The organism is Barnesiella sp. An55, assembly GCF_002161555.1.
Classification (GTDB): Bacteria; Bacteroidota; Bacteroidia; order Bacteroidales; family Barnesiellaceae; genus Barnesiella; species Barnesiella merdipullorum.
In genome coordinates this window covers 1-21,491 of the sequence record NZ_NFHZ01000001.1, presented here as the reverse complement: position 1 = coordinate 21,491, position 21,491 = coordinate 1, and the positions used below count along the sequence as shown (strand labels likewise).

At 50.9% G+C, this 21,491-nt stretch carries 16 protein-coding genes; 8 read left to right on the top strand and 8 right to left on the bottom strand.

The features are described 5' to 3' along the window. Window positions 1-31 precede the first annotated feature (31 nt). The 3 genes from B5G10_RS00080 to mutA all read right to left on the bottom strand — a co-directional run bounded on the left by B5G10_RS00080 (window position 32) and on the right by mutA (window position 6,911). Window positions 32-2,641 carry a M6 family metalloprotease domain-containing protein gene (locus B5G10_RS00080; protein WP_087422739.1) on the bottom strand — a complete coding sequence of 870 codons (2,610 nt, stop codon included), beginning with the start codon at window positions 2,639-2,641 and terminating at the stop codon, window positions 32-34. A 219-nt stretch (window positions 2,642-2,860) separates the two neighbouring features. Then, window positions 2,861-4,996, bottom strand: a complete 2,136-nt coding sequence (scpA, locus tag B5G10_RS00075; protein ID WP_087422738.1) for a methylmalonyl-CoA mutase — start codon at window positions 4,994-4,996, stop codon at window positions 2,861-2,863. Between the two features lie 43 nt (window positions 4,997-5,039). Next, window positions 5,040-6,911 (bottom strand): methylmalonyl-CoA mutase small subunit, encoded by a 1,872-nt coding sequence (gene mutA / locus B5G10_RS00070; RefSeq protein WP_087422737.1) that lies wholly within the window; start codon window positions 6,909-6,911, stop codon window positions 5,040-5,042. 324 nt (window positions 6,912-7,235) lie between these two features. Between mutA and B5G10_RS00065 the strand changes: the two genes are divergently transcribed. Beyond that, window positions 7,236-7,697: a helix-turn-helix transcriptional regulator gene (locus B5G10_RS00065; protein WP_143241012.1), complete on the top strand. Its 462-nt coding sequence runs from the start codon at window positions 7,236-7,238 to the stop codon at window positions 7,695-7,697. Window positions 7,698-7,722: 25 nt separating this feature from the next. Here the strand turns inward: B5G10_RS00065 and mtgA are convergent, their stop codons facing one another. From mtgA to B5G10_RS00045, 4 genes are all read right to left on the bottom strand, one after another. Next, the gene (mtgA, locus tag B5G10_RS00060; protein WP_087422937.1) at window positions 7,723-8,406 is read right to left on the bottom strand and encodes a monofunctional biosynthetic peptidoglycan transglycosylase; all 684 of its coding nucleotides are present in this window, start codon (window positions 8,404-8,406) and stop codon (window positions 7,723-7,725) included. Window positions 8,407-8,415: 9 nt separating this feature from the next. Further along, a complete protein-coding gene (gene prmA, locus B5G10_RS00055; protein WP_087422735.1) occupies window positions 8,416-9,261 on the bottom strand; it encodes a 50S ribosomal protein L11 methyltransferase in 846 nt (281 codons plus the stop codon). Between the two features lie 3 nt (window positions 9,262-9,264). Then, window positions 9,265-10,020 (bottom strand): hypothetical protein, encoded by a 756-nt coding sequence (locus B5G10_RS00050; protein WP_143241011.1) that lies wholly within the window; start codon window positions 10,018-10,020, stop codon window positions 9,265-9,267. Between the two features lie 94 nt (window positions 10,021-10,114). Next, window positions 10,115-12,340, bottom strand: a complete 2,226-nt coding sequence (locus tag B5G10_RS00045) for a tetratricopeptide repeat protein (protein WP_087422733.1) — start codon at window positions 12,338-12,340, stop codon at window positions 10,115-10,117. A 287-nt stretch (window positions 12,341-12,627) separates the two neighbouring features. On the opposite strand from B5G10_RS00045, the gene B5G10_RS00040 reads away from it, so the two are divergent. Then, window positions 12,628-13,134, top strand: a complete 507-nt coding sequence (locus B5G10_RS00040) for a DUF4293 domain-containing protein (protein WP_087422732.1) — start codon at window positions 12,628-12,630, stop codon at window positions 13,132-13,134. On the opposite strand, the gene uvrA is transcribed toward B5G10_RS00040, so the two are convergent. Further along, window positions 13,131-15,920 (bottom strand): excinuclease ABC subunit UvrA, encoded by a 2,790-nt coding sequence (gene uvrA / locus B5G10_RS00035; RefSeq protein WP_087422731.1) that lies wholly within the window; start codon window positions 15,918-15,920, stop codon window positions 13,131-13,133. The two genes, B5G10_RS00040 and uvrA, sit on opposite strands and share 4 nt — an antisense overlap. A 285-nt stretch (window positions 15,921-16,205) precedes the next feature. On the opposite strand from uvrA, the gene B5G10_RS00030 reads away from it, so the two are divergent. The 6 genes from B5G10_RS00030 (at window position 16,206) to B5G10_RS00005 (ending at window position 21,274) form a co-directional block, all read left to right on the top strand. Further along, window positions 16,206-16,409: a YtxH domain-containing protein gene (locus tag B5G10_RS00030; RefSeq protein WP_087422730.1), complete on the top strand. Its 204-nt coding sequence runs from the start codon at window positions 16,206-16,208 to the stop codon at window positions 16,407-16,409. A 96-nt stretch (window positions 16,410-16,505) separates the two neighbouring features. Then, entirely contained in the window at window positions 16,506-16,865 is a 360-nt protein-coding gene (locus B5G10_RS00025) for a phage holin family protein (RefSeq protein ID WP_087422729.1), read from the top strand. 1 nt (window position 16,866) lies between these two features. Continuing rightward, window positions 16,867-17,130, top strand: coding sequence for a hypothetical protein (locus tag B5G10_RS00020; protein ID WP_087422728.1), 264 nt, complete (start codon window positions 16,867-16,869; stop codon window positions 17,128-17,130). A 180-nt stretch (window positions 17,131-17,310) separates the two neighbouring features. Beyond that, window positions 17,311-18,423, top strand: a complete 1,113-nt coding sequence (locus B5G10_RS00015) for a thioredoxin-like domain-containing protein (protein WP_158098747.1) — start codon at window positions 17,311-17,313, stop codon at window positions 18,421-18,423. Between the two features lie 229 nt (window positions 18,424-18,652). Then, complete coding sequence (locus B5G10_RS00010; RefSeq protein WP_143241010.1) at window positions 18,653-19,036, top strand: hypothetical protein; 384 nt, start codon at window positions 18,653-18,655, stop codon at window positions 19,034-19,036. A 36-nt stretch (window positions 19,037-19,072) separates the two neighbouring features. Continuing rightward, window positions 19,073-21,274 carry a S8 family peptidase gene (locus B5G10_RS00005; RefSeq protein WP_087422725.1) on the top strand — a complete coding sequence of 734 codons (2,202 nt, stop codon included), beginning with the start codon at window positions 19,073-19,075 and terminating at the stop codon, window positions 21,272-21,274. Window positions 21,275-21,491 lie beyond the last annotated feature (217 nt).

Sequence of the window (21,491 nt, the reverse complement as noted above, 5' to 3'; positions counted from 1 at the left end):
CCCCGGTCTTACAGTATCATCGTTCTTTACACTATCGAACCATTACACGGGCTACGGCCGTACCGCAACGCACGATATAGACCCCTGCCACAGGCACCGGCAATATGGCACGACCACGTATCGTGGTAGAGGTTACCACCTGGCCGGCAAGATTGACCACCTCGACGGGCTGTGTGGTCTCACACTCAACCACTATACCACCTTCGGCAGCATAGATGCGATGATTGACCTCAAGGATGCCGCAGATGCCCGACGAGCCGGTTAAATCGACCTTCACCGTATTGGAGTAGTTACTCTCCTCGTTCTCGGCTGTAACCGCTTTTACCTTATAGGAATAGATATAGCCCGGCTCGAGATTCGTCAGCGGATAAGAGGTCTCGGTAATCCCCGTCACCTCCATGGGCCACTCGGCTGTAACAGCAGCCGGTTTGGCCTGGGTGTCGAGCTGAACATCACCGCTATACACCACGATATTATCGATATAGGCTCTCTTCTTACCACTGCTGGATGTCGATTCAAGCACAATCTTGCTATTGGCCGTTCCGCCGGTAAAAGTCATCTCATAGGTGATGGGATCGAGCAAAAGCAGTTCGGTCGATTGGGCATTGGCTTCGTCGCCTTCGAGATAAACCTTCATGACACTTTTCTCCTTATCGTTGTCGTATCGCGAAGCATCGAATCGAACGGTAAATGTACCATCGCACGACGACAAATCGAGAGCGGGCGTACACAAGGCACCACCGTTGGACGAGTTGCCCAGTTTCATCATTCCAACCTCGGGATAGAGATACTTGCCACTCCAACCCGACTGTTGGAAATATTGGGCATCTACCTCTTTAAACGAGGTGGTTCCACCCAAATTAGCTGTACCGGCCGTGGTACATTTGCCAAAATCTTCCGACAACAGGATATCGCCCCCGGCCGACGGCTGCTTGCGATCGACATAAAGCGTATAGCTGGTGGCACCCTCAACCGGCGACCAGTTGGCGGTAAAGCCAGTCGTGGTTACCCCCGTTGCCTCATTGGCCACAGGCGCTTCAACCAAGGTCCCTCCACCCATAAAATCGAAGGTAATCACACCATTTTCCTGAGTGATGTTGGTAACCGGCTTACCCAGCAACAACCCGTCATTGGTTCGTGCCGCAGGTGTACTCTCGTCGGTAAACGAGTTGTTACCCTTGTAGGGATAAAGGTCACCGGCCTCGTCGTAGAAGCTGCGGTGATTATCGGCCGGCATGATAGTCATGCATTGGCGAGTAGGCTCACAATTGACGATATTGTTATCCCAAATCGTCTGGTCGTAATCGACCTTCAAAATCATCAAACCCGAAGCGGCCATATACTGGTCCCACCCCATCTGCTGACGATTCTCGAGAGTAAAGTACTGATCCTTGTCACTCGATACAATCTTGTAGGCTTTTTTACTGTCGGCCAGATTTTCGAGCGTGATGGTAGCCGGCGAGGTCAGTTCCTCGATTGTAATCCAGCCGCAGAATTCACGCTCATAAGCCGTATAACCTACGGGTACAGAGCCGTCGCTGTGACCGTCGTCGTTCATATCGGGACCGTTGTAGCAACCATAGTCCATCAAACTCCAGGTGCTCATACCATAATTGGAACCGCCGGTATCGTAGAAGTCGGGCAAGCCCAACGTGTGGCTATACTCATGGCAGAACGAACCGATGCCATCACGATAGGTCCCGGTATTTCCCTGCAACTCGGCCGAGCAGGCATAGGCGTCGATATATTTTCCATCGACCGATACCGACTTCCCGGCTCCTTGATATACATACCAGGCATGGGGCCAAATGGTATCGTCGAGCGAACCGGCCTCATCGTTGGCCGACTCGCCATAACCGGCATAAATGACATAGACCAAATCGATAAAGCCGTCGTTGTCGCGATCGTAGATGGTAAAATCGACCGTTGACTCTACCTTCCGACAAGCATCGATTATCATCTCCTCGGGACGGGCATCATTGCCGGTATATCGGTCGTTACCTCCATAATAGGCCATCGTCTTGTCAAGGGTAATGGGTCCCACCACATCGAAGGTGGGCTGGAACTTGCCATCGGACTGTGCGATGAAATAATCGCGTGCACTACCTATGGCGCCTTGATAGTTATACCCCTCCTTGTTCATCATCTCTTCGAAATCGTCGCGAGTATTTGCCGCATTAAATTTCTTGTCGCTAAACTCGACCAACAGTACCAAGCCATGGATATCGCTGCCCGTGGTCGCCTGTGTCGCCTTCCGGGCAATGCTACGCTGTTTCTGCTGTTTCTTCAGTCTGTGCTGGGCAACCATACCCTGCGATACCTTCTGGGCTGCCAACTGCTCGAGATAGACTTTATCCGATGCCGTGCGCAACTGGGCATCACGGGCTATCACTTGACCGGCCTGAGCAGTACCGTCGGGCAACAACTCGGCATACCGATAATAACCATCGGCACAACGCACGACTGGAATACCATCGGCTGTTACTCGATAATGATAAAACTCATCACCGACCATTCTAACGGTAACCACCGTCCCATCGGGTTGGATTATGGTCTCGGGAACAGACCTTGCCGGTATGGCATACAGCGAGGTTATCCCAAACAATACACTCGCAATCAATGAGATAAAATTTTTATTCATATTATCAGGTTTAGAAAGATGGGTAAATATAATATATATACAATCGATTTCTATTATCCAGCGGTAAAAAATTTTTATTACCCTGTGTTTTGGTATAGACAAAGTTATCGAAAAAATAGGGCGCTATCGTTCAACCGTCAAGTTGTCTCCCCAGATAAAAAACAGGGCGCAACCCAATAAGGTCGCGCCCTGCCTGAGTTTATATCTTCTGTCAAAAGATTATTCGTCGAGAAGAATTTCGAGAATTTGACAAGCGGCTTTGGCTACCGAGGTACCAGGACCAAAGATGGCAGCCACACCGGCCTTGTAGAGGAAGTCGTAATCTTGCGGGGGAATAACACCACCGGCAATCACTACGATATCTTCGCGGCCCAACTTCTTCAACTCCTCGATTACCTGGGGAATCAAAGTCTTGTGACCGGCAGCCAATGAAGAGACACCCAACACATGTACGTCGTTCTCGACAGCCTGGCGAGCAGCCTCGGCCGGAGTCTGGAACAACGGACCCATATCTACGTCGAAACCGCAGTCGGCATAACCCGTAGCAACTACTTTAGCACCACGGTCGTGTCCGTCCTGACCCATCTTCGCAATCATGATACGCGGTTGACGACCTTCTTTCTTGGCAAATTTTTCGCACAATTCCGTTGCCCGAACGAAATCGGCATCTTTTTTGGTTTCTGATGAATACACGCCTGATATTGTTCTGATTACTGCTTTATAACGACCTACTACCTTCTCGCAAGCATAGGAGATTTCGCCCAACGTAGCGCGAACTTTGGCAGCCTTGACTGCCAAGTCGAGCAAGTTGCCCTGCTTGGTCTTCACACACTCGGTGATGGCATCGAGGGCGGCTTTGACGGCGTCGTTGTCGCGGTGCGATTTCAGATACTGCAAACGCTCGATCTGCTCTTTACGAACAGCGGTATTATCGACTTCGAGAATATCGATGGGCTCCTCTTTCTCGAGACGGTATTTGTTCACACCCACGATAGTCTGTTTGCCCGAGTCGATACGAGCCTGCGTGCGAGCGGCAGCCTCCTCGATACGGAGTTTGGGAATACCGGTCTCGATAGCCTTGGCCATACCACCCAGTTTCTCGATTTCCTGGATGTGCTCCCAAGCTTTGTGTGCGAGCTCGTTGGTAAGAGCCTCTACATAGTATGAACCGGCCCAGGGGTCAATCTCCTTGGTAATGTAGGTCTCTTCCTGGATGTAGATCTGCGTGTTACGGGCGATACGTGCCGAGAAGTCGGTAGGCAGCGCAATGGCTTCGTCGAGAGCGTTGGTGTGCAACGATTGGGTGTGACCCAGTGCGGCACCCATAGCCTCGATACAAGTACGGCCCACGTTGTTGAAGGGGTCTTGCTCGGTGAGCGACCAACCCGACGTTTGCGAGTGTGTGCGCAGAGCAAGCGATTTGGGGTTCTTGGGATTGAACTGTTTTACAATCTTGGCCCACAACATACGGGCGGCACGCATCTTGGCAATCTCCATGAAGAAGTTCATACCGATGGCCCAGAAGAACGACAAACGCGGTGCAAACGAGTCGATGTCCATACCGGCATTGATACCGGCACGCAAGTACTCGAGACCGTCGGCCAGCGTATAGGCCAACTCGATATCGGCCGTGGCACCAGCCTCTTGCATGTGGTAACCCGAAATCGAAATCGAGTTGAACTTGGGCATATACTGCGAGGTGAACTCGAAGATATCGGCAATGATACGCATCGAGAATTCGGGCGGATAGATGTAGGTGTTACGCACCATGAACTCCTTGAGGATATCGTTCTGGATCGTACCGGCCATCTCTTCGAGTTTGGCTCCCTGTTCCAGACCGGCGTTGATATAGAAGGCCAGGATGGGAAGTACGGCACCGTTCATCGTCATCGATACCGACATCTTGTTCAAGGGGATACCGTCGAAGAGCACTTTCATATCCTCGAGCGAGCAGATAGATACACCGGCTTTACCCACATCGCCTACTACACGTTCGTGATCGGCATCGTAGCCACGGTGTGTGGGGAGGTCGAAGGCTACTGAAAGACCTTTCTGACCCGAAGCCAGGTTGCGGCGATAGAAGGCGTTGGACTCTTCGGCCGTGGAGAAACCTGCATACTGACGGATGGTCCAGGGACGAATTGCATACATGCCGCTGTACGGGCCACGCAGGAAAGGCGGGATACCGGCTACATAATTGAGGTGTTCAAGACCCTCGAGGTCTTCTTTGGTATAAATGGGTTTAACGGGAATCTGTTCTGGAGTTATCCAGTTCTCACCCTCGCTGGCTACTTTCCCTGCCGAGTGAGCGAAAGCATCCTTTGTAATATCTATATTCTTAAAATTAGGTCTCATTGTTTTTTGTTTTTCTTGAGTGATACAAAATTGAACGACTTTCTCAGATCGAAAGTTTTTCGTTAAACGATCTCAACGTATCAAGTACATTGGAACGAACATGGATAAACTCGGTGATGCCCTGAGCTTTCAAGTCGTCCATACATGCAGGAGCACCGGCTACGACAAAGAGAGCACGCCCGTCGAGCAGCTTGAAGGCTTCGGGAGCATATTGTGCATATTCGTCGTCGCTCGAGCAGAGTACCACGATATCGGCTTTAGCTTCGATAGCTGCATCGATACCGGCCTGTACGGTTTCGAAACCGAGGTTGTCGATAATCTTGTATCCGGCACAAGCAAAGAAGTTGGCCGAGAATTGCGAACGGGCCAGACGCATGGCCAGGTTGCCGATAGTGAGCATGAATACCGAAGGACGTTTGCCCGAACGCTCGGTGGCCAGGCGCAAGGCTTCAAAGTCGCTGGCGGCACGCTTGGTATTCAATACGGGGAATTCGGGTTCGCAGTGGTGTTCGCCTTCGTGTTTGCTGCAACCGCAACCGCAGGCCTCGCCTTTGACTATCTTGTCACCAGCTACCTCGTTGAAGTTGGGGTATTGGTTGGTACCCAACAGAATCTCTTTGCGGCGAGCTACATTAGTATGACGAGTCTCGGCCGAAGCGTTTACCTGGTTCTGAACGAAGCCCTCTTTCACGGCTTTGTAGAAACCGCCTTTTTCCTCGACCTCGAGGAAGAGTTTCCAAGCCTGCTCGGCAATCGATACCGTAAGGGTCTCGACATAGTACGAACCGGCTCCCGGGTCGGTAATGCGGTTGATATGCGACTCTTCCTTGAGCAACAGTTGCTGGTTGCGGGCGATACGCTCCGAAAATTCATCGGGCTCTTTGTAGGCCTTGTCGAAGGGAGTCGTGGTGATTGAATCTACACCGGCCAAGGCTGCCGACATAGTCTCGGTCTGTGAACGGAGCAGATTGACATATGCATCGAAAACGGTTTGATTGAACTCCGAGGTTTGTGCGTGAGCGACCATCTTGCAAGCGCAGTCGCAAGCAGGATTGTATTGTTTTACAATCTGAGCCCACAGCATACGAGCAGCCCGGAATTTGGCCAGTTCCATAAAATAGTTGGACGATATACCAAAGTTGAATTTTACCCGGTTGGCTACTTCGTCAATGGTCAGACCCTTCTCGGTGAGAGCGGCCAGCCACTCGTTACCCCAGGCCAGAGCAAAGCCCAATTCCTGGGTGATGAAAGAGCCTGCGTTGTTCAGCATCACGGCATCGACAGCCAGCACTCTGAACCGAGGTAACTCCTTCACGGCATTGATGACAGCCACTGCCTCATCGGCATAGTCGGCAAAATCGCGACCCTTGGTCAACATGCGCTTGAACGGATTGAAACGGATAGATCCCGATACTTTCGTCAGATCGGCGCCTGTCGTTTTGAGATAGGCGGCTACCGTCTCGGCAAGTTTCACCGTGCTTTTCATGCAAGAGGAGAAGTTCAGTTCGACTTTCTCCACATCGATACCATGCAGCAAAGTTTCCAGATTCTCTACCGAAATCAAATCTTTCGAAATCTCAAAGCCCAGCGACTCTACTCCTTTTGTGAGGATGTCCAAAGCCTTGGCATTAGCCTCTTTGACATCGGTAACCTTGATATCCTGACGCACCAGCCAGTTGTTGTCGGTACGGGTTCCCCGCACGAAAGGATACTCACCGGGAAGCGAATCGGTGGTATGCAAATTCGCAATATCCTCGGCACGATACATGGGGTTTACGTTAAACCCTTCGTTTGTCCTCCATACGAGTTTTTTGTCAAAATCAGCTCCTTTCAGGTCGGCGATGACCTTGTCTTTCCATTCTTGCGTGGAGACCGGCGGGAACTGGTCAAACAGTTTTTCTTTACTTTCTGCCATAGTTGTTATTAGTTAAGTTGTTTAAGCCAAACTATTTATTGATTGGATTGTTCACAAAATAAGGTCAAGCACAGATTAAATTTCTTGTGCCCGACATTTGCCAACAAAAATAGTACAAATAGTTCGAAATAAAGAATTTTTTCTGTAATTTTTATGCATACTGTAAAGCATTGAATTAACCCCTTGTCCATGTCGTTTCATCGCCTAAAATATCCCATACAACAAGCATTACAGCACAGTTGTCGATTTTTTTTTATATATTAGTAGAGAACAAACTAACATAATAGGTTTGAATTGGATTTAACTGTTTACACTTTTGTTCCTATGAAAGAGGGTAAAAAGCTTGTTTATTCTGGAGACTTGCTGCGAAAATTTTTGCATCGGAAAGGCCTAACCTACAAAGATGCAGCTAAAGAGCTGGGATTGGACAAGAATACGATAGGCAAAGCCGTAAGAGGAGGAAACATGAATATCAATGTTCTGTTGAACATTGCCAACCATTGGAATCTTCCCATCTCCGATTTCTTTACGCTGGTCAGCGACAACGAGTGCCAAGAGTCCTATTTTATTAGTCCAAATCCCTATATCATCGATAAAGCGGATAATAATTTTACCGCTCTTGAGCCTGTTAAAACTTATAAAAATATTAAAAATATATCAAACAACAAGACCGCTTTACATAATTCGAAACAGCAAGAAATTGAACTACTGCAAGAACTCATCAAAAATTATCAAAAGAGAATAGAAGTGCTGCGACAAGAGATGGAACAATCGCAATTGGATTAACCTCGAAAGACACACCCTCCCCTTTTCATTTTGTAAAATCGACCGGTGCAATCTTCCCCATCAACGATACGATTTGTGACTGGCGCCTCAACATATACCCCGATGGTGCTGCTGAATTAAAACGCCTGGGATTGGGTAGCGTGGCGGCAATGAGCGCGCACTGCGACCGTGTGAGGCGAGCAGCTGTCTTATGAAAGTGTTGCTGGGCTACCGCCTCTACCCCATAGATACCTTTGCCTGTCTCTATGGAGTTGAGATAGACCTCCATGATGCGCTCTTTTCCCCAAAACAGCTCGATGAGTACGGTGAAATAGGCCTCGAGGCCCTTGCGCACATAGGAGTGCCCGGGCCACAGAAACACGTTCTTGGCGGTTTGTTGCGTAATGGTGCTGGCTCCACGAGGACGCTTGCGGTGCTTGTTCTTCTTGATTACCTTCTTCAGTTCCTCGAAATCAAAACCGTGATGGGTCATGTACCGGTTATCCTCCGAGGCAATGACAGCCATGGGCATATACCGCGACATCTTTTCGATGGGTACCCAATGGTGGTGCCACTCGACTTTTTGTCCGCTGGCCAACTGTTCAACCGATCGAATGAGCATCAACGGGGTGACATACACCGGTATAAACCGGTATAGCAGCACGACTATCATCGTCGAGAGAAAAAAGAACAAAACTATACGTTTTGTCCAATGCCAAACTTTGCGCATCATGACTCGTTAATCTTTCACACACTCTACCCGGGCCCACCGATTTTTCTCGGCATGCCCGGCCATTCGCAATCCCAACCGCTCGGCCTCGGCCTGTATAGCCGGGATATCCTCCACATAGAATCCACTCATGAACAGGCGCGACCCGCTCGTCATGCGATCGACATAGGCGTGCATATCGGCCAGCAGTATGTTGCGGTTGATGTTGGCAAAAATAAAATCGAACGTCTCTTGTTTCAGGACCTCGACACCACCCAGGCGTATCTCAATATCGGGCACACGATTCAGCCGCACGTTTTCCTGGGCATTCTCGGTCGCAAACTCGTCGATATCGACTGCCACCACGGGCGAAGCCCCCTTCATGCCGGCCAATATGGCCAGTACGGCCGTGCCACATCCCATATCGAGTACCGACCGCCCCGTGAAATCGGTGGCCAAAATAGCCTGCAACATGAGAGTGGTTGTTTCGTGATGGCCGGTACCGAAGGCCATCTTGGGATCGATGAGCACATCGTATCGGGCCTGGGGCACATCTTTATGGAATGTACTGTGTATCACACATTCGTCGCCCACGACAATGGGTTTGAAATAATTTTTCTCCCACTCTTCGTTCCAGTCCTGCCCCGGGACAAAGGATACTTGCCACTCGACCGATACCCCCTCGAGAGGGAACCGGTTCAGTATCGACTTGAGTTGCTCCTCATCATATTTTCCCTGAGGTACAAAGGCGGTTACCCCCTCTCCGTCGGGAACAAAACTCTCGTAACCGATTTCGCCCAACATGGCAGCCAACACATCGGTAGCTACCTCGCTACACGGCTTCACATCGAGCCGCACCTGCATATAATCGTTCATAGCTTACTGTTTCTCCCGCACTGCTTTTTGGGCTCGAGGATAGAGCACCTCGCGCACAAATGCATAGTCGGGATATTTGTTCATTATGTTCTTATACATGGAAAGAGCCTGTTCGTAATTCCCGTCATGCTCATAGACCACGCCTATGGTCACCAGCAACTGCACATAGAGCCAGTGGTGCGAATTGGTCGAGAGATTCTTCTCCATCGTCTGCCGGGCATGCCGATAACACTCGAGGCCCTTGGCCTTGTCGCCCCCAAACATGCCGGGCATGTAAAAGAGTATGTTGCCATACAGGATGGATACCCAACTGTCGTTGGGCGCTATCCGGTAAGCTTCACGAGCGGTCGAAAGCATATTGGATGCCAGCGTGGTAGCCTTCAAAGGCGAAAGGGCTATTTTGAGGCCCAGCAGATTGGAATATAAAGCCTTGAAACGGGCATCTCGGGGATACTGTTTTTTATATTTGTCGGCAAGAGCCAAGGCCGTTTTCAGATAGTTCTGCGCTTCGGTTTTCCGCTTCTTATCGACCAAGTGGCCCACCAGACCATAATATCCGCACAGGATTTCGTGCCGCCCCTCGAGTGTGGCACACGACTGATCGGCACTCATCTGCGACAGCACGGCTCCCCATTGGGGAATTTTCTGCTCGATAAACAAGTCGTATAGTTTCTCTCGATAATCGGCCAGCGAAGCTCCCCATACAGGCAGCTGTACGAAGGCAATCCAAAAGACCAAAAAACAAGTTATTCGTTTCATATGCATCTACCCATTTCTCTATGGGTGTGCAAAGATAGGCAATAAACGACGAACGAGAATACGTGTATGGGCAAAAAACGCCTATTATCGTTCCTTAACGGGCATCGGTAATCCCATACATGAGTTGGTCGAGCAGGATGGGAATATCGCTCGACGAGATACCGGAGGCCACCAGGTCGGGGACATCCTGCTTGAAGTTGGCGATAAACTTGCCGGTATCGCCCCCGTCGAGTTCGATGCTGCGACGATAGTAGTCGATGGCCTGCCTGATGTGTCCCAACGAAAACTCCACATGCCCGGCATTGAGATAGTCGAGTGCCGTAGGTTTTGCCGTCAGGATTTTTGCATAATAGCGCTGTGCCTGCTCTTTCTTCCCTACCAGGAACGAACACCAGGCAATGGGTCGCCAGGCTTTTCCGCCGTCGGGGTCGAGGTAATCGACCTTGAAATAGTATTTAAGCGCCTCTTCATAATCTTTCTGCTCGACATAGCAGTGGCCTATGTTCATCTGTACCGACAGGTTGTCGGGCTGTATCTTCTCGGCCCGATGATAATACGAGAGGGCCATCTCGGGTTTCTTCAGGTTGCGGTAACAGGTAGCGATGCGCCTGATGGTCCAGAAGTTGTCGGGAGCAATGATTTCGGCCTTGAGGAAAGCCTCGAGTGCCTCGGCATACTCTCCCCTCTTCTGGTAGCAGAAGCCTATCTTCTGGTATATTTCGGTATCGGAGTGATAGGTAGCCGAAAGCCGTTCAAACAGTTCGAGGGCATCGTCGTAATAACCGCGGCGGAAGTAGTACTCGCCAATAAGACGCAGGCTATCCTGCCCGCTCAACAGCGGCTCGAGAACAGATACATGCAGCAGGTTGATGTGCTGGGCAAAGGGGTCGATAAACTCCGACCGGCGGATATAGAGTTTGAAGAACCGATATAGATCCTGAATATAGCGGTTGGATATGTTCTCGCGGGTATGCTCTTTCTTCAAGAGTTCCTCGTTGGCCATCTCCTGCAGGGCTGCATTCTCGGCTCCAAACTGCCCCATCATCACCTGGCGCTGCGCCTCAGGCACCTGCGACAAGCTCAGACAGAACGAATACTTGTCGGAGTTGCACAGCAGCGACGAGGCCGAGAGCATCTTCTTGAACATCTCGCCCCCCTTGCCGTCGAGCATCCCGGCCAAAGCAGTATGTTGGGGCGTAAACGGCATGAACCAGTTTTGTATCAACTGGAAGAAGGGGAAACTCTTGAGGTGAGAGAAGGTACTCATGAAGACATCGGCCCCCTCCATTTGCAGGTCGGTGAGCTCTTTCAATTTATCGGCGATGCCCGTTTTGTCGAGCATTTCCTGCCACTCGGGATTCTCCTCGAGGGCATTGATATCGTTCATGAGGTCTTCCTGTTTGATTTTCTTGTAGAGCGACGGCCCCAGTTTCATCATCTCGGGGAGCAGCTCCTCGGTCATCTTGCGAGTAATCTTCTCGGTCTCCTGAGTCTTGATGAATTGCAGGAATATGTTGCGCACATCGCTCTTGAACCCGGGTTCCTCGCCCAGGGCATCGATGCGATGCTGCACACTCTTGAACAGCGGCAGTCGCTCCCGATACATATACATCACGATAAGGGCGGCGCACAATGAGCGCAGTTGTATCTCGGGCGAAGTCTGCCGGTAACCGTCGAGCAGTACCAACAGCTTCTCTTCGTCGAAACGGTGCAGCAGATTCAGCAACAGGGCCGAAATCAACAGCGCCACCAGGTCGTCGGGGAAACGACCCGAATACAGCGCATCACGCAGGGTGGCATAATCCTCCTCACGGGCGGGATAGTTGGTCCACACATCCATGAAAAGAGTTCCCGCCTCATCCTCGACCTGATGCTTCAACGACTTGATTTTGGTGGCATCCTGCTCCTGTTCGCTCAACAGCGAGGCAAGCGAAAGATCGTTGAGAGCCTGGTCGCAACGGTCACACTGCGAAGCAAGAGTCGCATCGGCTCTACTGGCCTTCACATAGCGTCGCCAACCGTAGTACTGGGCCGGCGAAACCTGCGCAGACAGCTCGTCGGACACCCGGTCGGTGAGTGCATAGGCCGATACCACCAGATGGTCATAGATGCGTTTGCGCTCGGGATCCTCCACGCCGTCGAGCATATACTGTATCATATACTTGTACGACATCTCCATCTCGTTGAGTTTATCGCGACTGAGCCAGTCTTGCAACTCGTTGATGAGTGTAGCTATTTTACCAAAGGCATCCTTGAGCCTGCGTTCGGCCAGGAGGGCATATATCTCGTATTGCCGTTTTACAATTTCGGTCGTAATCATCTGTTCTGTTCTAAATTCGTAGTAAATTTAAGGAGCTTTCTCCAATATAACAAACTTAACCTGCAAATAGTGTGCCGCAAAAACGTATTTCACGGCTTGTCCTTTACAAGCCGCTTCATCCCCCCCGAAAGGGAGTTCCCAATCGTTTTTTACATGGCCGGTTCTGCCCGAGCGACAACTTTTGCCCCAATCTCGAACAGATAAAATTTGTTTCTACCCCGGCTTTACACTATCTTTGCGAGAGATTGTAACCTCAAATATACTCAACGAATTATACAAAAGAAGCTATGATACAACGTATTCAATCGATCTATCTGTTTTTGGCTGCCGCACTGATGGCCACATTCCTGTTCTGCCCCATTGCCCAGTTCGACACGCCCGACGGGCTTTACAGCTTTACCTCACAAGGTGTCTCTACCGTAATAGCCGAACCGGCCTCCACCGATGTTGCCGAAGCGGCTGCTACGGTCACGAAAACCACGGTCTTCACGCCTACATGGGGAGTCTTCGTTTTGGGAATAGTCATCACCGTGTTGTCGCTCGTTGCCATCTTCCTCTATAAGAACCGGCCCACACAGGCCCGAATCTGCATGATCAATGCGTTCTTTCTGGTAACCTTCTACATCATTATTTTCCTGAGTGGATATACTTTCCAGAAAGACCTGTCGGCCACACACACCTCGTGGACAGCCTACGACATCATGCCTTTCGTGGCACTCGTGCTCGATATTCTGGCCTATAAAGCCATCAACAAAGACGAGCAGCTGGTGCGCAGCATGGACCGCATCCGCTAAAGTCCCAATTTCTCACGCAGGAATTTACCCGTATAGGAGGCCTCGCAACGGGCCACCTCTTCGGGCGTACCTGTACATACGACATATCCGCCCTCTTTACCGCCTTCGGGCCCCATGTCGATAATGTGATCGGCACATTTGATCACGTCCATGTTATGCTCGATGATCAGCACGGTGTGCCCCCGGTCGATGAGTTGGTTGAACGACTTGAGCAAAGTATTGATATCGTGGAAGTGCAAACCGGTGGTGGGTTCGTCGAAGATGAAGAGCGTGGGATCCTGACGCTCGTTGCTGAGGAAATAGGCCAGTTTCACCCGCTGGTTCTCACCGCCCGAGAGAGTCGATGACGACTGCCCCAGTTTGATATATCCCAGCCCCACATCCTGCAAGGGTTTCAGCCGCTTGACAATGCGTTTCTCCTGGCTGCCGTCCACCTCCGAGAAGAACTCGATGGCCTGATTGATGGTCATGTCGAGCACATCGCTAATGTTCTTGCCCCGATACTCAATCTCGAGCACCTCTTGCTTGTAACGTTTCCCGTGACAGGCTTCGCACTCGAGCACGATATCGGCCATGAACTGCATCTCGACGGTAATGGAACCCTCGCCCTTGCACTCCTCGCAACGACCGCCCTCGGAGTTGAACGAGAAGTACGACGGTGAGAATCCCATCTGCTTGGCTCCTTGCTGGTCGGCAAAGAGTTTGCGTATCTCGTCGAACGCCTTCAAATAGGTGGCGGGGTTGGATCGAGTCGATTTGCCAATAGGGTTCTGATCGACAAACTCGACGGCTTTGATACGATCCATATCGCCCGTGAAGCGGGAATAGGTTCCCGGCATCTCCCCTCCCTCGCCATAATAGCGCAAGAGGCCCCGGTAAAAGACATCGCGCACCAGCGACGATTTGCCCGAACCGCTCACTCCCGTGACCACGGTCATTACATGGAGCGGGAAACGCACATTGACCGATTTCAGGTTGTTCTGTGCAGCGCCCTCGACTTCGATATACTGGTTCCACTTGCGGCGCACGGCCGGCAGTTCGATTTTGCACTCGCCCGTCAAATAGCGCATGGTATAGCTGCGGGTGGCCTTGGGTAACCGCGCAAGAGTGCCCTGATATACGACCTCGCCCCCCAGCCTACCGGCCAGCGGACCTATGTCGATGATGTAGTCGGCAGCCCGAATAATCTCTTCGTCGTGTTCTACGACCACGACCGTGTTGCCCAGCTCCTGCAACTCGCGAAGCACCTTGATGAGCAGGTGCGTATCGCGCGAATGTAGTCCTATGCTGGGTTCATCGAGGATATAGAGCGACCCTACCAGGCTGCTGCCCAACGAGGTGGCCAGATTGATGCGCTGACTCTCACCACCCGATAGGGTCGATGACAACCGATTGAGCGTGAGGTAGTCGAGACCCACTTCCTGCAAGAAACGTATGCGGTTTTTAATCTCGGTCAACAACCGTTTGGCAACGGCTGTATCGTGCTCATCAAGTTGCAGCTTGTCGAAAAAGTCTTTCAGTTCCCCGATAGGCAAGTTCACCAGCTCGGTGATGGATCGCCCTCCCACCTTCACATATTCGGCCTCGGGTTTCAATCGGCTCCCCTTGCACACTGGACAGGTAGTCTTGCCCCGGTAGCGGGCAAGCATCACCCGATACTGTATCTTATATTGGTTGGCCTCGAGCATGGCAAAGAAGCCGTCGATTCCCTCAAAGTCGCCAGCCCCATGCCACAGGATATCTTTCTCGCGGTCGGTCAGTTTGAAGTAGGGCCGATGTATGGGGAAATGCAGCGACTCGGCTTGGCGAATAAGGTCTCTCTTCCACTCGCTCATCTTCTCACCCCGCCAGCACATCACGGCATCGTCATAGACCGAGAGGGTTTTATTGGGAATCACCAGATCTTCGTCGATACCAATCACACTGCCGAAGCCTTCGCATTTGGGGCAGGCCCCCACGGGATTGTTGAAGTTGAACATCAGGTCGCTCGGTTCGTTGAAAGTAATGCCGTCGGCCTCGAAACGTTTCGAGAAATTGAACTCCTTCACCCCATCGGTCGCATGCATCTGTACGATACACTCCCCTCCCCCTTCGAAGAAGGCGGTCTCGACCGAATCGGAGAGCCGACTAATCGTATCGTTCTCGTGCGACACACTCAAGCGGTCGATAACCAGGCGCACCCGATCGGCATCGGACAACGTGTCACCGGCCAACAGATCCTCTATCGCCACAAAACGGCCCTCGACCTCAACCCGCGGGAAACCCTCCTTCTGCAAAATCTGCAAATGGGTTTTCAAGTCGCGACCCTCGGGCAAAATCAAATTGGTGAGCAGAGCAAACCGGGTGCCATCGGGAAAACCGAGAGCACAGTTGACCACATCCTCGACCTGGTGTTTCTTGACCAACGCACCCGATACAGGCGAGTAGGTCTTGCCAATGCGGGCATAAAGCATACGCAGGTAATCATATATCTCGGTCGAGGTTCCTACGGTCGAGCGGGGATTGCGGGTATTGACCTTCTGTTCGATGGCGATTGCCGGGGGAATGCCTTTGATATAGTCACACTCGGGCTTACTCATTCGTCCCAAGAACTGGCGAGCATAAGCCGACAGGCTCTCTACATAACGGCGCTGCCCCTCGGCATAGAGGGTATCGAATGCCAACGACGATTTACCCGACCCCGACAGCCCCGTAATCACAATAAACCGGTTGCGAGGTATCTCTACATCGATATTCTTGAGGTTATTGACTCGTGCCCCTTTAATGAAAATAGACTCTTCAGACATAGTTTCCCGAAAATCTTTTTTGGTATCTTCGCTTTGTTCTCAAAACCTTGGAGTATCGAGCCCTCATGCACTCCTGTCAATCGTGACCGACAGTGCTAAAAAAAGCCTCTCTCCACAAAGCGACTGCAAAGATAGCAACTTTAACGATACATGACTCGGCTCCTCTTTTATCCTTTATAATTTTTTGTAAAACAATTCATAAAAGCGAAATTATTCTCATCGCAGGCTAACAATATTTCGTTTGTTTTGTTATCTTTGTATAGTCACATCTAAAATGTAACAACTATGAAAGGTCTTAATTTACTGTTTGCATTCCTCGGCGGAGCCGCCGTGGGTGCTGTAGCCGGTATCTTGTTCGCGCCCGAAAAAGGTTCCGACACCAGAGCTCGCATCTGCAAAATGCTTCACGACAAAGGTATCCACCTGAAAAAAGAAGAGATGGAGCAACTCGTGGACCAGATTGCCGAAGAGGTAAAAGGCGTAAAATAGCTACGCCCCTGTAACGATGAGAATATCAAGGTACTCCCAAGGGGCTTTGATACTCTCATCGGTATGTATCTGTTTCTCCTCTAATTCCATACCGTTATGTCCGATACCCCCGACAATACATTCAAGCGCCTCTTCGACGAAAGTAAAAAATACATCTCGCTGCAAATCGACTATGCCAAGTTGACAGCGACCGAGAAAATATCGGTTATCCTGGGCATGTCGGTCCTGTTCATCATCATTTTGGTTCTTGCCGTAGGAGCCGGCATATACCTGTCGTTTGCCCTGGTCTATCTGCTGGAGCCTCTGGTGGGAATCGTAGGGAGCTATGCCCTGCTCGGTGGGCTGTTCCTGTTGCTTATCGCTATTGTTGTCATTTTCAAGCAACGGCTTATACTGGCCCCAATTACCCGATTTATCTCACGTGTATTACTCGATAACGACAAAACGCCTCAATAACATGAATAACCCGCGAACCCATTCACAAGGGCTTACTCTTGAAGAGATTACCGCCCGACGGCAGGCTTTGAAAGCCGCCATCGCCGAACAGCGAAAAAATGTCGATGAGGCCTATCGCCAAGCCATTGCTCCCTTTACCGAGGCCCGATCGGTCACCAAGTACATCGGGAGCAACCTGCTCAGTGGTGTCACTCTGCTCGAAAGTGCCATATGGGGCTTCCGGCTCATGTCGCGCATATTCCGCATGTTCAAGCGGTTTCGTTGACGACTCATGCCACATGGCCGGCTCCCGGTCCATGTCATAACTTTTCCTTTCAAATCATCGGCTCTCCAAGGGCAACTTCCTACCGTCAACCCGGCCTGGCGGCCAATTGTTAATCCTACCCGTCGGTTAAACCTTGTTGAAAATCTTCTGTTTATACATAAACGGAAATTCAAGACAACCATGAAATTAGTACGACTGATAGGATATATAACCCTGGCAACGTGTCTGGTCAACTGTTCCGACCAATACAGAATCGACGGACAGACCCACCTCTTCCCCGATGGCACGACCCTATTCCTGCAACGCCTGAACGACCAGCGTTTCGAAATCATCGACAGCGCTACAGTCAAGAACGGGTACTTTACATTCAATGGATACCAACACGAACCGGCCATTGCCATACTGGTACCGCGCGACGAACGGGCCTCACAAGTGCCACCCCTGCTCCTCGCTCTCGAGCCCGGCACGATAGAGGTCGTGTTCGACTCGACCACTCACCTGTCGGGGACTCCGCTCAACAACCGTCTGCAAGCCTACGAGGAGCAACGGCAAACGTTCGACAAACACATTCAGGCCATCACCCGGCTCTACTTGAGCGACTATCTCACGGGGCGACTCACCAACAGTACCTTCACGGCCTTGAAACAGGCGTTCGAAAAAGAGCAGGAGGGGCTCGGCCAACTCACTCGTGAATATATCGCAGCCAATACCGACAACGTGACCTCGGTTTATCTGTTCCTGCAAAACAGTTTTCTGTTTTCTCCAGACGAACAACGGCGACTCATTGACAACGCGGCTAAAGAATTCAAAAAAAATCCGGCCATCCAGAAATTCTCCCGCATGCTCTCCCGCATGAAAAACGTAGCCCCCAACATGCCCTATACCGACCTTACCCTGCAGACCCCCGAAGGCCGAGAGGTAACACTGTCGCAATACATCGGGCACAGCCAGTATGTACTGCTCGACTTTTGGGCCTCGTGGTGCCCGCCCTGCCAACGGCAAACGCCCTTTCTGAAACAACTCTACAATCGATATGGCAAGAACCAGCTGTCAATCATAGGCATTTCACTCGACACCGATACCCAGGCCTGGCTCGACTATGTACACGAGAACCAGATGGAGTGGCCCCAACTGGGCGACCCCAAGGGTTGGGACTCCGACGCCATTCTGTCGTATGTGATTCAAGGTATCCCCCACTTCGTACTCCTCGGCCCCGACGGTACCATCGTAGCCAACAACCCCTCGGAAGAGGAGTTGAACTCGTTGCTATCATCGCGTCTGAAATCAAAATGACCGGATGTAAATCCCGGTTACCAGAATCATTTATCAAAGCTCCAATTGATGCAATTCTTGAGCTAAAAATTTGCAAATGACAATATTTTCAGTCTAAAAAAATAACATTCAGACCAAAAATTTTTTATATTTGCCCGCCTAATGATAACTATTTATCACTATGTGGAGATTTACATGTATGGCCCTATTGGTGGCCTTTGCCCTGGCTGGATGCCACACAAACAAGAATATGTCGAAAACAGAAAACATGGTCGAGACGACCAACTACACTCTACCCAAAGATATATCTGTATCTACCTCATTCCGTATGCTTTGGGATGCCTGGAAAGACGAAGTTGCACAATCGGGGAAACCGGCCGAGCAATATACCCCCTCGGCCCAACTGATCAAACGCTTCTCCCTGCGTAACCAAAACGGGGAATATCTCGTGACGGGATTCCTCCAGACGACACCCGGCTTTACAACCGAGAGCCTCACCCAATTGGGAGGCCACTGCGTAAAGTACAACGACACGACCTACAGCTTCGGCATGCCGTTGCGTAGCCTCGCCAGTTTCGTGAACCTGCCGGGTATTGTCTATATCGAGGCTTCGTCGCCCGTACAACCCCGATAACCGTTTCTTGAATCTTACATTTTAATAACTAAATAGATGAAAAAAGTATTACTTTCAGTTTGTTTATTGGCCCTCTTCTGCCAACTTGGCCTGCATGCCGAAGAGAAGATGTCGCCATCGACTCAGAACTTTTTGCGCAGTTACGAATCGACTCCCACGGTTCAACGCTCAAAGCTGAAATCGACCTATGCCGTAACTCAAGAGAATAACCGGACGATAGTCTCGGCCTTTCTCCACCTCAACGACGAGAACAACCTCGAAGGTCTCGCCGAAAACAATGTGACCATCAATGCCCAATATGGTACCATCCTCTCGGTGCGCATCCCGGCCGAGAGTCTGGAAGCCGTATCGCAACTGCCTTCGGTCAAATATATCGAAATCGGGCGTCCGGTACACAAACTCATGGATAATGTGCGCAGCGCCACCTTCTCCAACGTCGATGCCCTGCACGCCGGTACCGGACTCACACAAGCCTACACGGGTAAAGATGTCGTGGTCGGTATCATCGATGGCGGTTTCCAGTACAACCACATCAACTTTTACGACACGGCAGGTGAGACCCTGCGTGTAAAACGTGTATGGAACCAAAATGCAACAGGTACACCTCCTTCGGGCTACTACTACGGCCGCGAATATACCACTGCCGAATCGATTGAAGCGGCTCAACAAGACATGAACGACTGTCACGCCACCCATGTGGCCGGTATTGCTGCAGGTGCCTACCACGGTAACGAATACTACGGCATAGCCCCCGATGCCGACCTGGTATTTGTAAGCTACAACCTCTACGATACCAGCAGCAGCAACACCAGCATCAGCGACGGTATCAAATACATCTACGACTATGCCGAGTCGGTGGGTAAACCTTGTGTCATCAACATGAGCCTCGGTTACCACATCGGGCCACACGACGGCACATCGACCTTCGACCGCATCTGCGACTCGCTGCAAGGTGAAGGCCGCTTGCTGGTAGGAGCTGCCGGTAACGAAGCCGAAGACAACATGCATGTAAAAAAGACTCTATCGAGCAGCAATGACACCTTGAAGACGTTGGTCGATTTGGGCCAACAACAAAGTACGGCCATCGATATCTGGGGTGATGCCGACAAAACCCTCTCGATTAAAATAATCGTTTACGATCCCCGCAACAACAAAAAGGTCTATACTTCCAATGCCTTTTCGACGGCAACCAGTACCAGCCAAAAGATATCCAATCCCGCAGGTGTCTATGGCAACATCTATATCGCTACAGCCAAAGATCCCAACAACGACAAAGGGAATATTACAATCGATATAGAAAATGTGTTCTCGATAAGTAACTACTATGTAGGATTTGAAGTGTCGTCCACCGAAGGGACTACGATCAACGCCTGGACTAACACGCCCTACACCTCATTCTCCAACCTCGGATTGAGTGGATTTACCAACGGCGACAACGACTCCAGCATGGGAGAAATTGGCGGTACCGGTAAACGAATCATCTCCGTAGGAGCCTATACCAGCAGCAATCATATCTCGCACAAAAACAGTTCGATGTATGACAACTCATACCAAACGATCAATCAACTGGCCACCTTCTCGAGCCATGGCCCCACGGCCGATGGCCGCATGAAGCCCGATATCTCCGCACCGGGTACGATGATCGTATCGTCGTTCAACGCCTCAACCTGCAACAACCGCCGAGGTGAGTACTACGACTTTGTAGTCGAAGAGGAAAGTGTCAACGGCAAGAGCTATTATTTTGGTTCGATGGAAGGTACCTCGATGGCCTCGCCGGTAGTCACCGGTGTATTGGCTACCTGGTTGCAGGCCCGACCTACTCTCACACCCGAGCAGGTGCGCGAAATCTTTGCCCAGTCGGCCAAGACCGACAACTACACGGGCGACATTGCCGGCGTGGGCAACAACCTGTGGGGCTATGGTAAAATCGATGCCTACAACGGTTTGGTCGATTGTCTCGAACTCTCGGGTATCGAAGAGGTGGGAGCTCCTACCCGCCCGATGGTCTATCCCAACCCGGCCGCAGAGAGTTGCTATTTCCTGCTGCCCAGCGACGACCAGCACGTGACGGTTGCCCTCTATGCCCTCAACGGTGCCGAGGTGTACAGTCAATATGCCGGCGACATACAGGCTGGTGAACAGACGCCCGTATCGCTGAACGGTATAGCTCCGGGCATCTATGTCATGCGCATCATCGGTGAGAAAAATCATATCACCACCAAACTGACGGTTAAGTAAAGAGCTCACACCGGGTTCTACACCATAACGACAGGGGGCTGGAAAATTTCCAGCCCCCTGTTTGTATTCTATCGCAAATGGTCCGAATCTGAATCATCGGCCTAGTCGACAAAATTCAGGATGAAACCTCAGTAAAGCATTGATTTTAATATCTTTGTGAAGATTATTATAAATATGGCACAAAAAATGCTTTTTCTGTGGGTCTTCACATGTGGTC

Excerpts from the sequence above, each read along its gene's own strand:
- scpA (WP_087422738.1), bottom strand. The coding sequence starts at position 4,996 with ATGAGACCTAATTTTAAGAATATAGATATTACAAAGGATGCTTTCGCT.
- B5G10_RS00065 (WP_143241012.1), top strand. The coding sequence starts at position 7,236 with ATGAAAGAGGGTAAAAAGCTTGTTTATTCTGGAGACTTGCTGCGAAAA.
- mtgA (WP_087422937.1), bottom strand. The coding sequence starts at position 8,406 with ATGCGCAAAGTTTGGCATTGGACAAAACGTATAGTTTTGTTCTTTTTT.
- B5G10_RS00005 (WP_087422725.1), top strand. The coding sequence starts at position 19,073 with ATGAAAAAAGTATTACTTTCAGTTTGTTTATTGGCCCTCTTCTGCCAA.
- prmA (WP_087422735.1), bottom strand. The coding sequence starts at position 9,261 with ATGAACGATTATATGCAGGTGCGGCTCGATGTGAAGCCGTGTAGCGAG.
- B5G10_RS00050 (WP_143241011.1), bottom strand. The coding sequence starts at position 10,020 with ATGAAACGAATAACTTGTTTTTTGGTCTTTTGGATTGCCTTCGTACAG.
- B5G10_RS00015 (WP_158098747.1), top strand. The coding sequence starts at position 17,311 with ATGAAATTAGTACGACTGATAGGATATATAACCCTGGCAACGTGTCTG.
- mutA (WP_087422737.1), bottom strand. The coding sequence starts at position 6,911 with ATGGCAGAAAGTAAAGAAAAACTGTTTGACCAGTTCCCGCCGGTCTCC.
- B5G10_RS00080 (WP_087422739.1), bottom strand. The coding sequence starts at position 2,641 with ATGAATAAAAATTTTATCTCATTGATTGCGAGTGTATTGTTTGGGATA.
- B5G10_RS00045 (WP_087422733.1), bottom strand. The coding sequence starts at position 12,340 with ATGATTACGACCGAAATTGTAAAACGGCAATACGAGATATATGCCCTC.
- B5G10_RS00025 (WP_087422729.1), top strand. The coding sequence starts at position 16,506 with ATGTCCGATACCCCCGACAATACATTCAAGCGCCTCTTCGACGAAAGT.
- B5G10_RS00020 (WP_087422728.1), top strand. The coding sequence starts at position 16,867 with ATGAATAACCCGCGAACCCATTCACAAGGGCTTACTCTTGAAGAGATT.
- B5G10_RS00040 (WP_087422732.1), top strand. The coding sequence starts at position 12,628 with ATGATACAACGTATTCAATCGATCTATCTGTTTTTGGCTGCCGCACTG.
- B5G10_RS00010 (WP_143241010.1), top strand. The coding sequence starts at position 18,653 with ATGTCGAAAACAGAAAACATGGTCGAGACGACCAACTACACTCTACCC.
- B5G10_RS00030 (WP_087422730.1), top strand. The coding sequence starts at position 16,206 with ATGAAAGGTCTTAATTTACTGTTTGCATTCCTCGGCGGAGCCGCCGTG.
- uvrA (WP_087422731.1), bottom strand. The coding sequence starts at position 15,920 with ATGTCTGAAGAGTCTATTTTCATTAAAGGGGCACGAGTCAATAACCTC.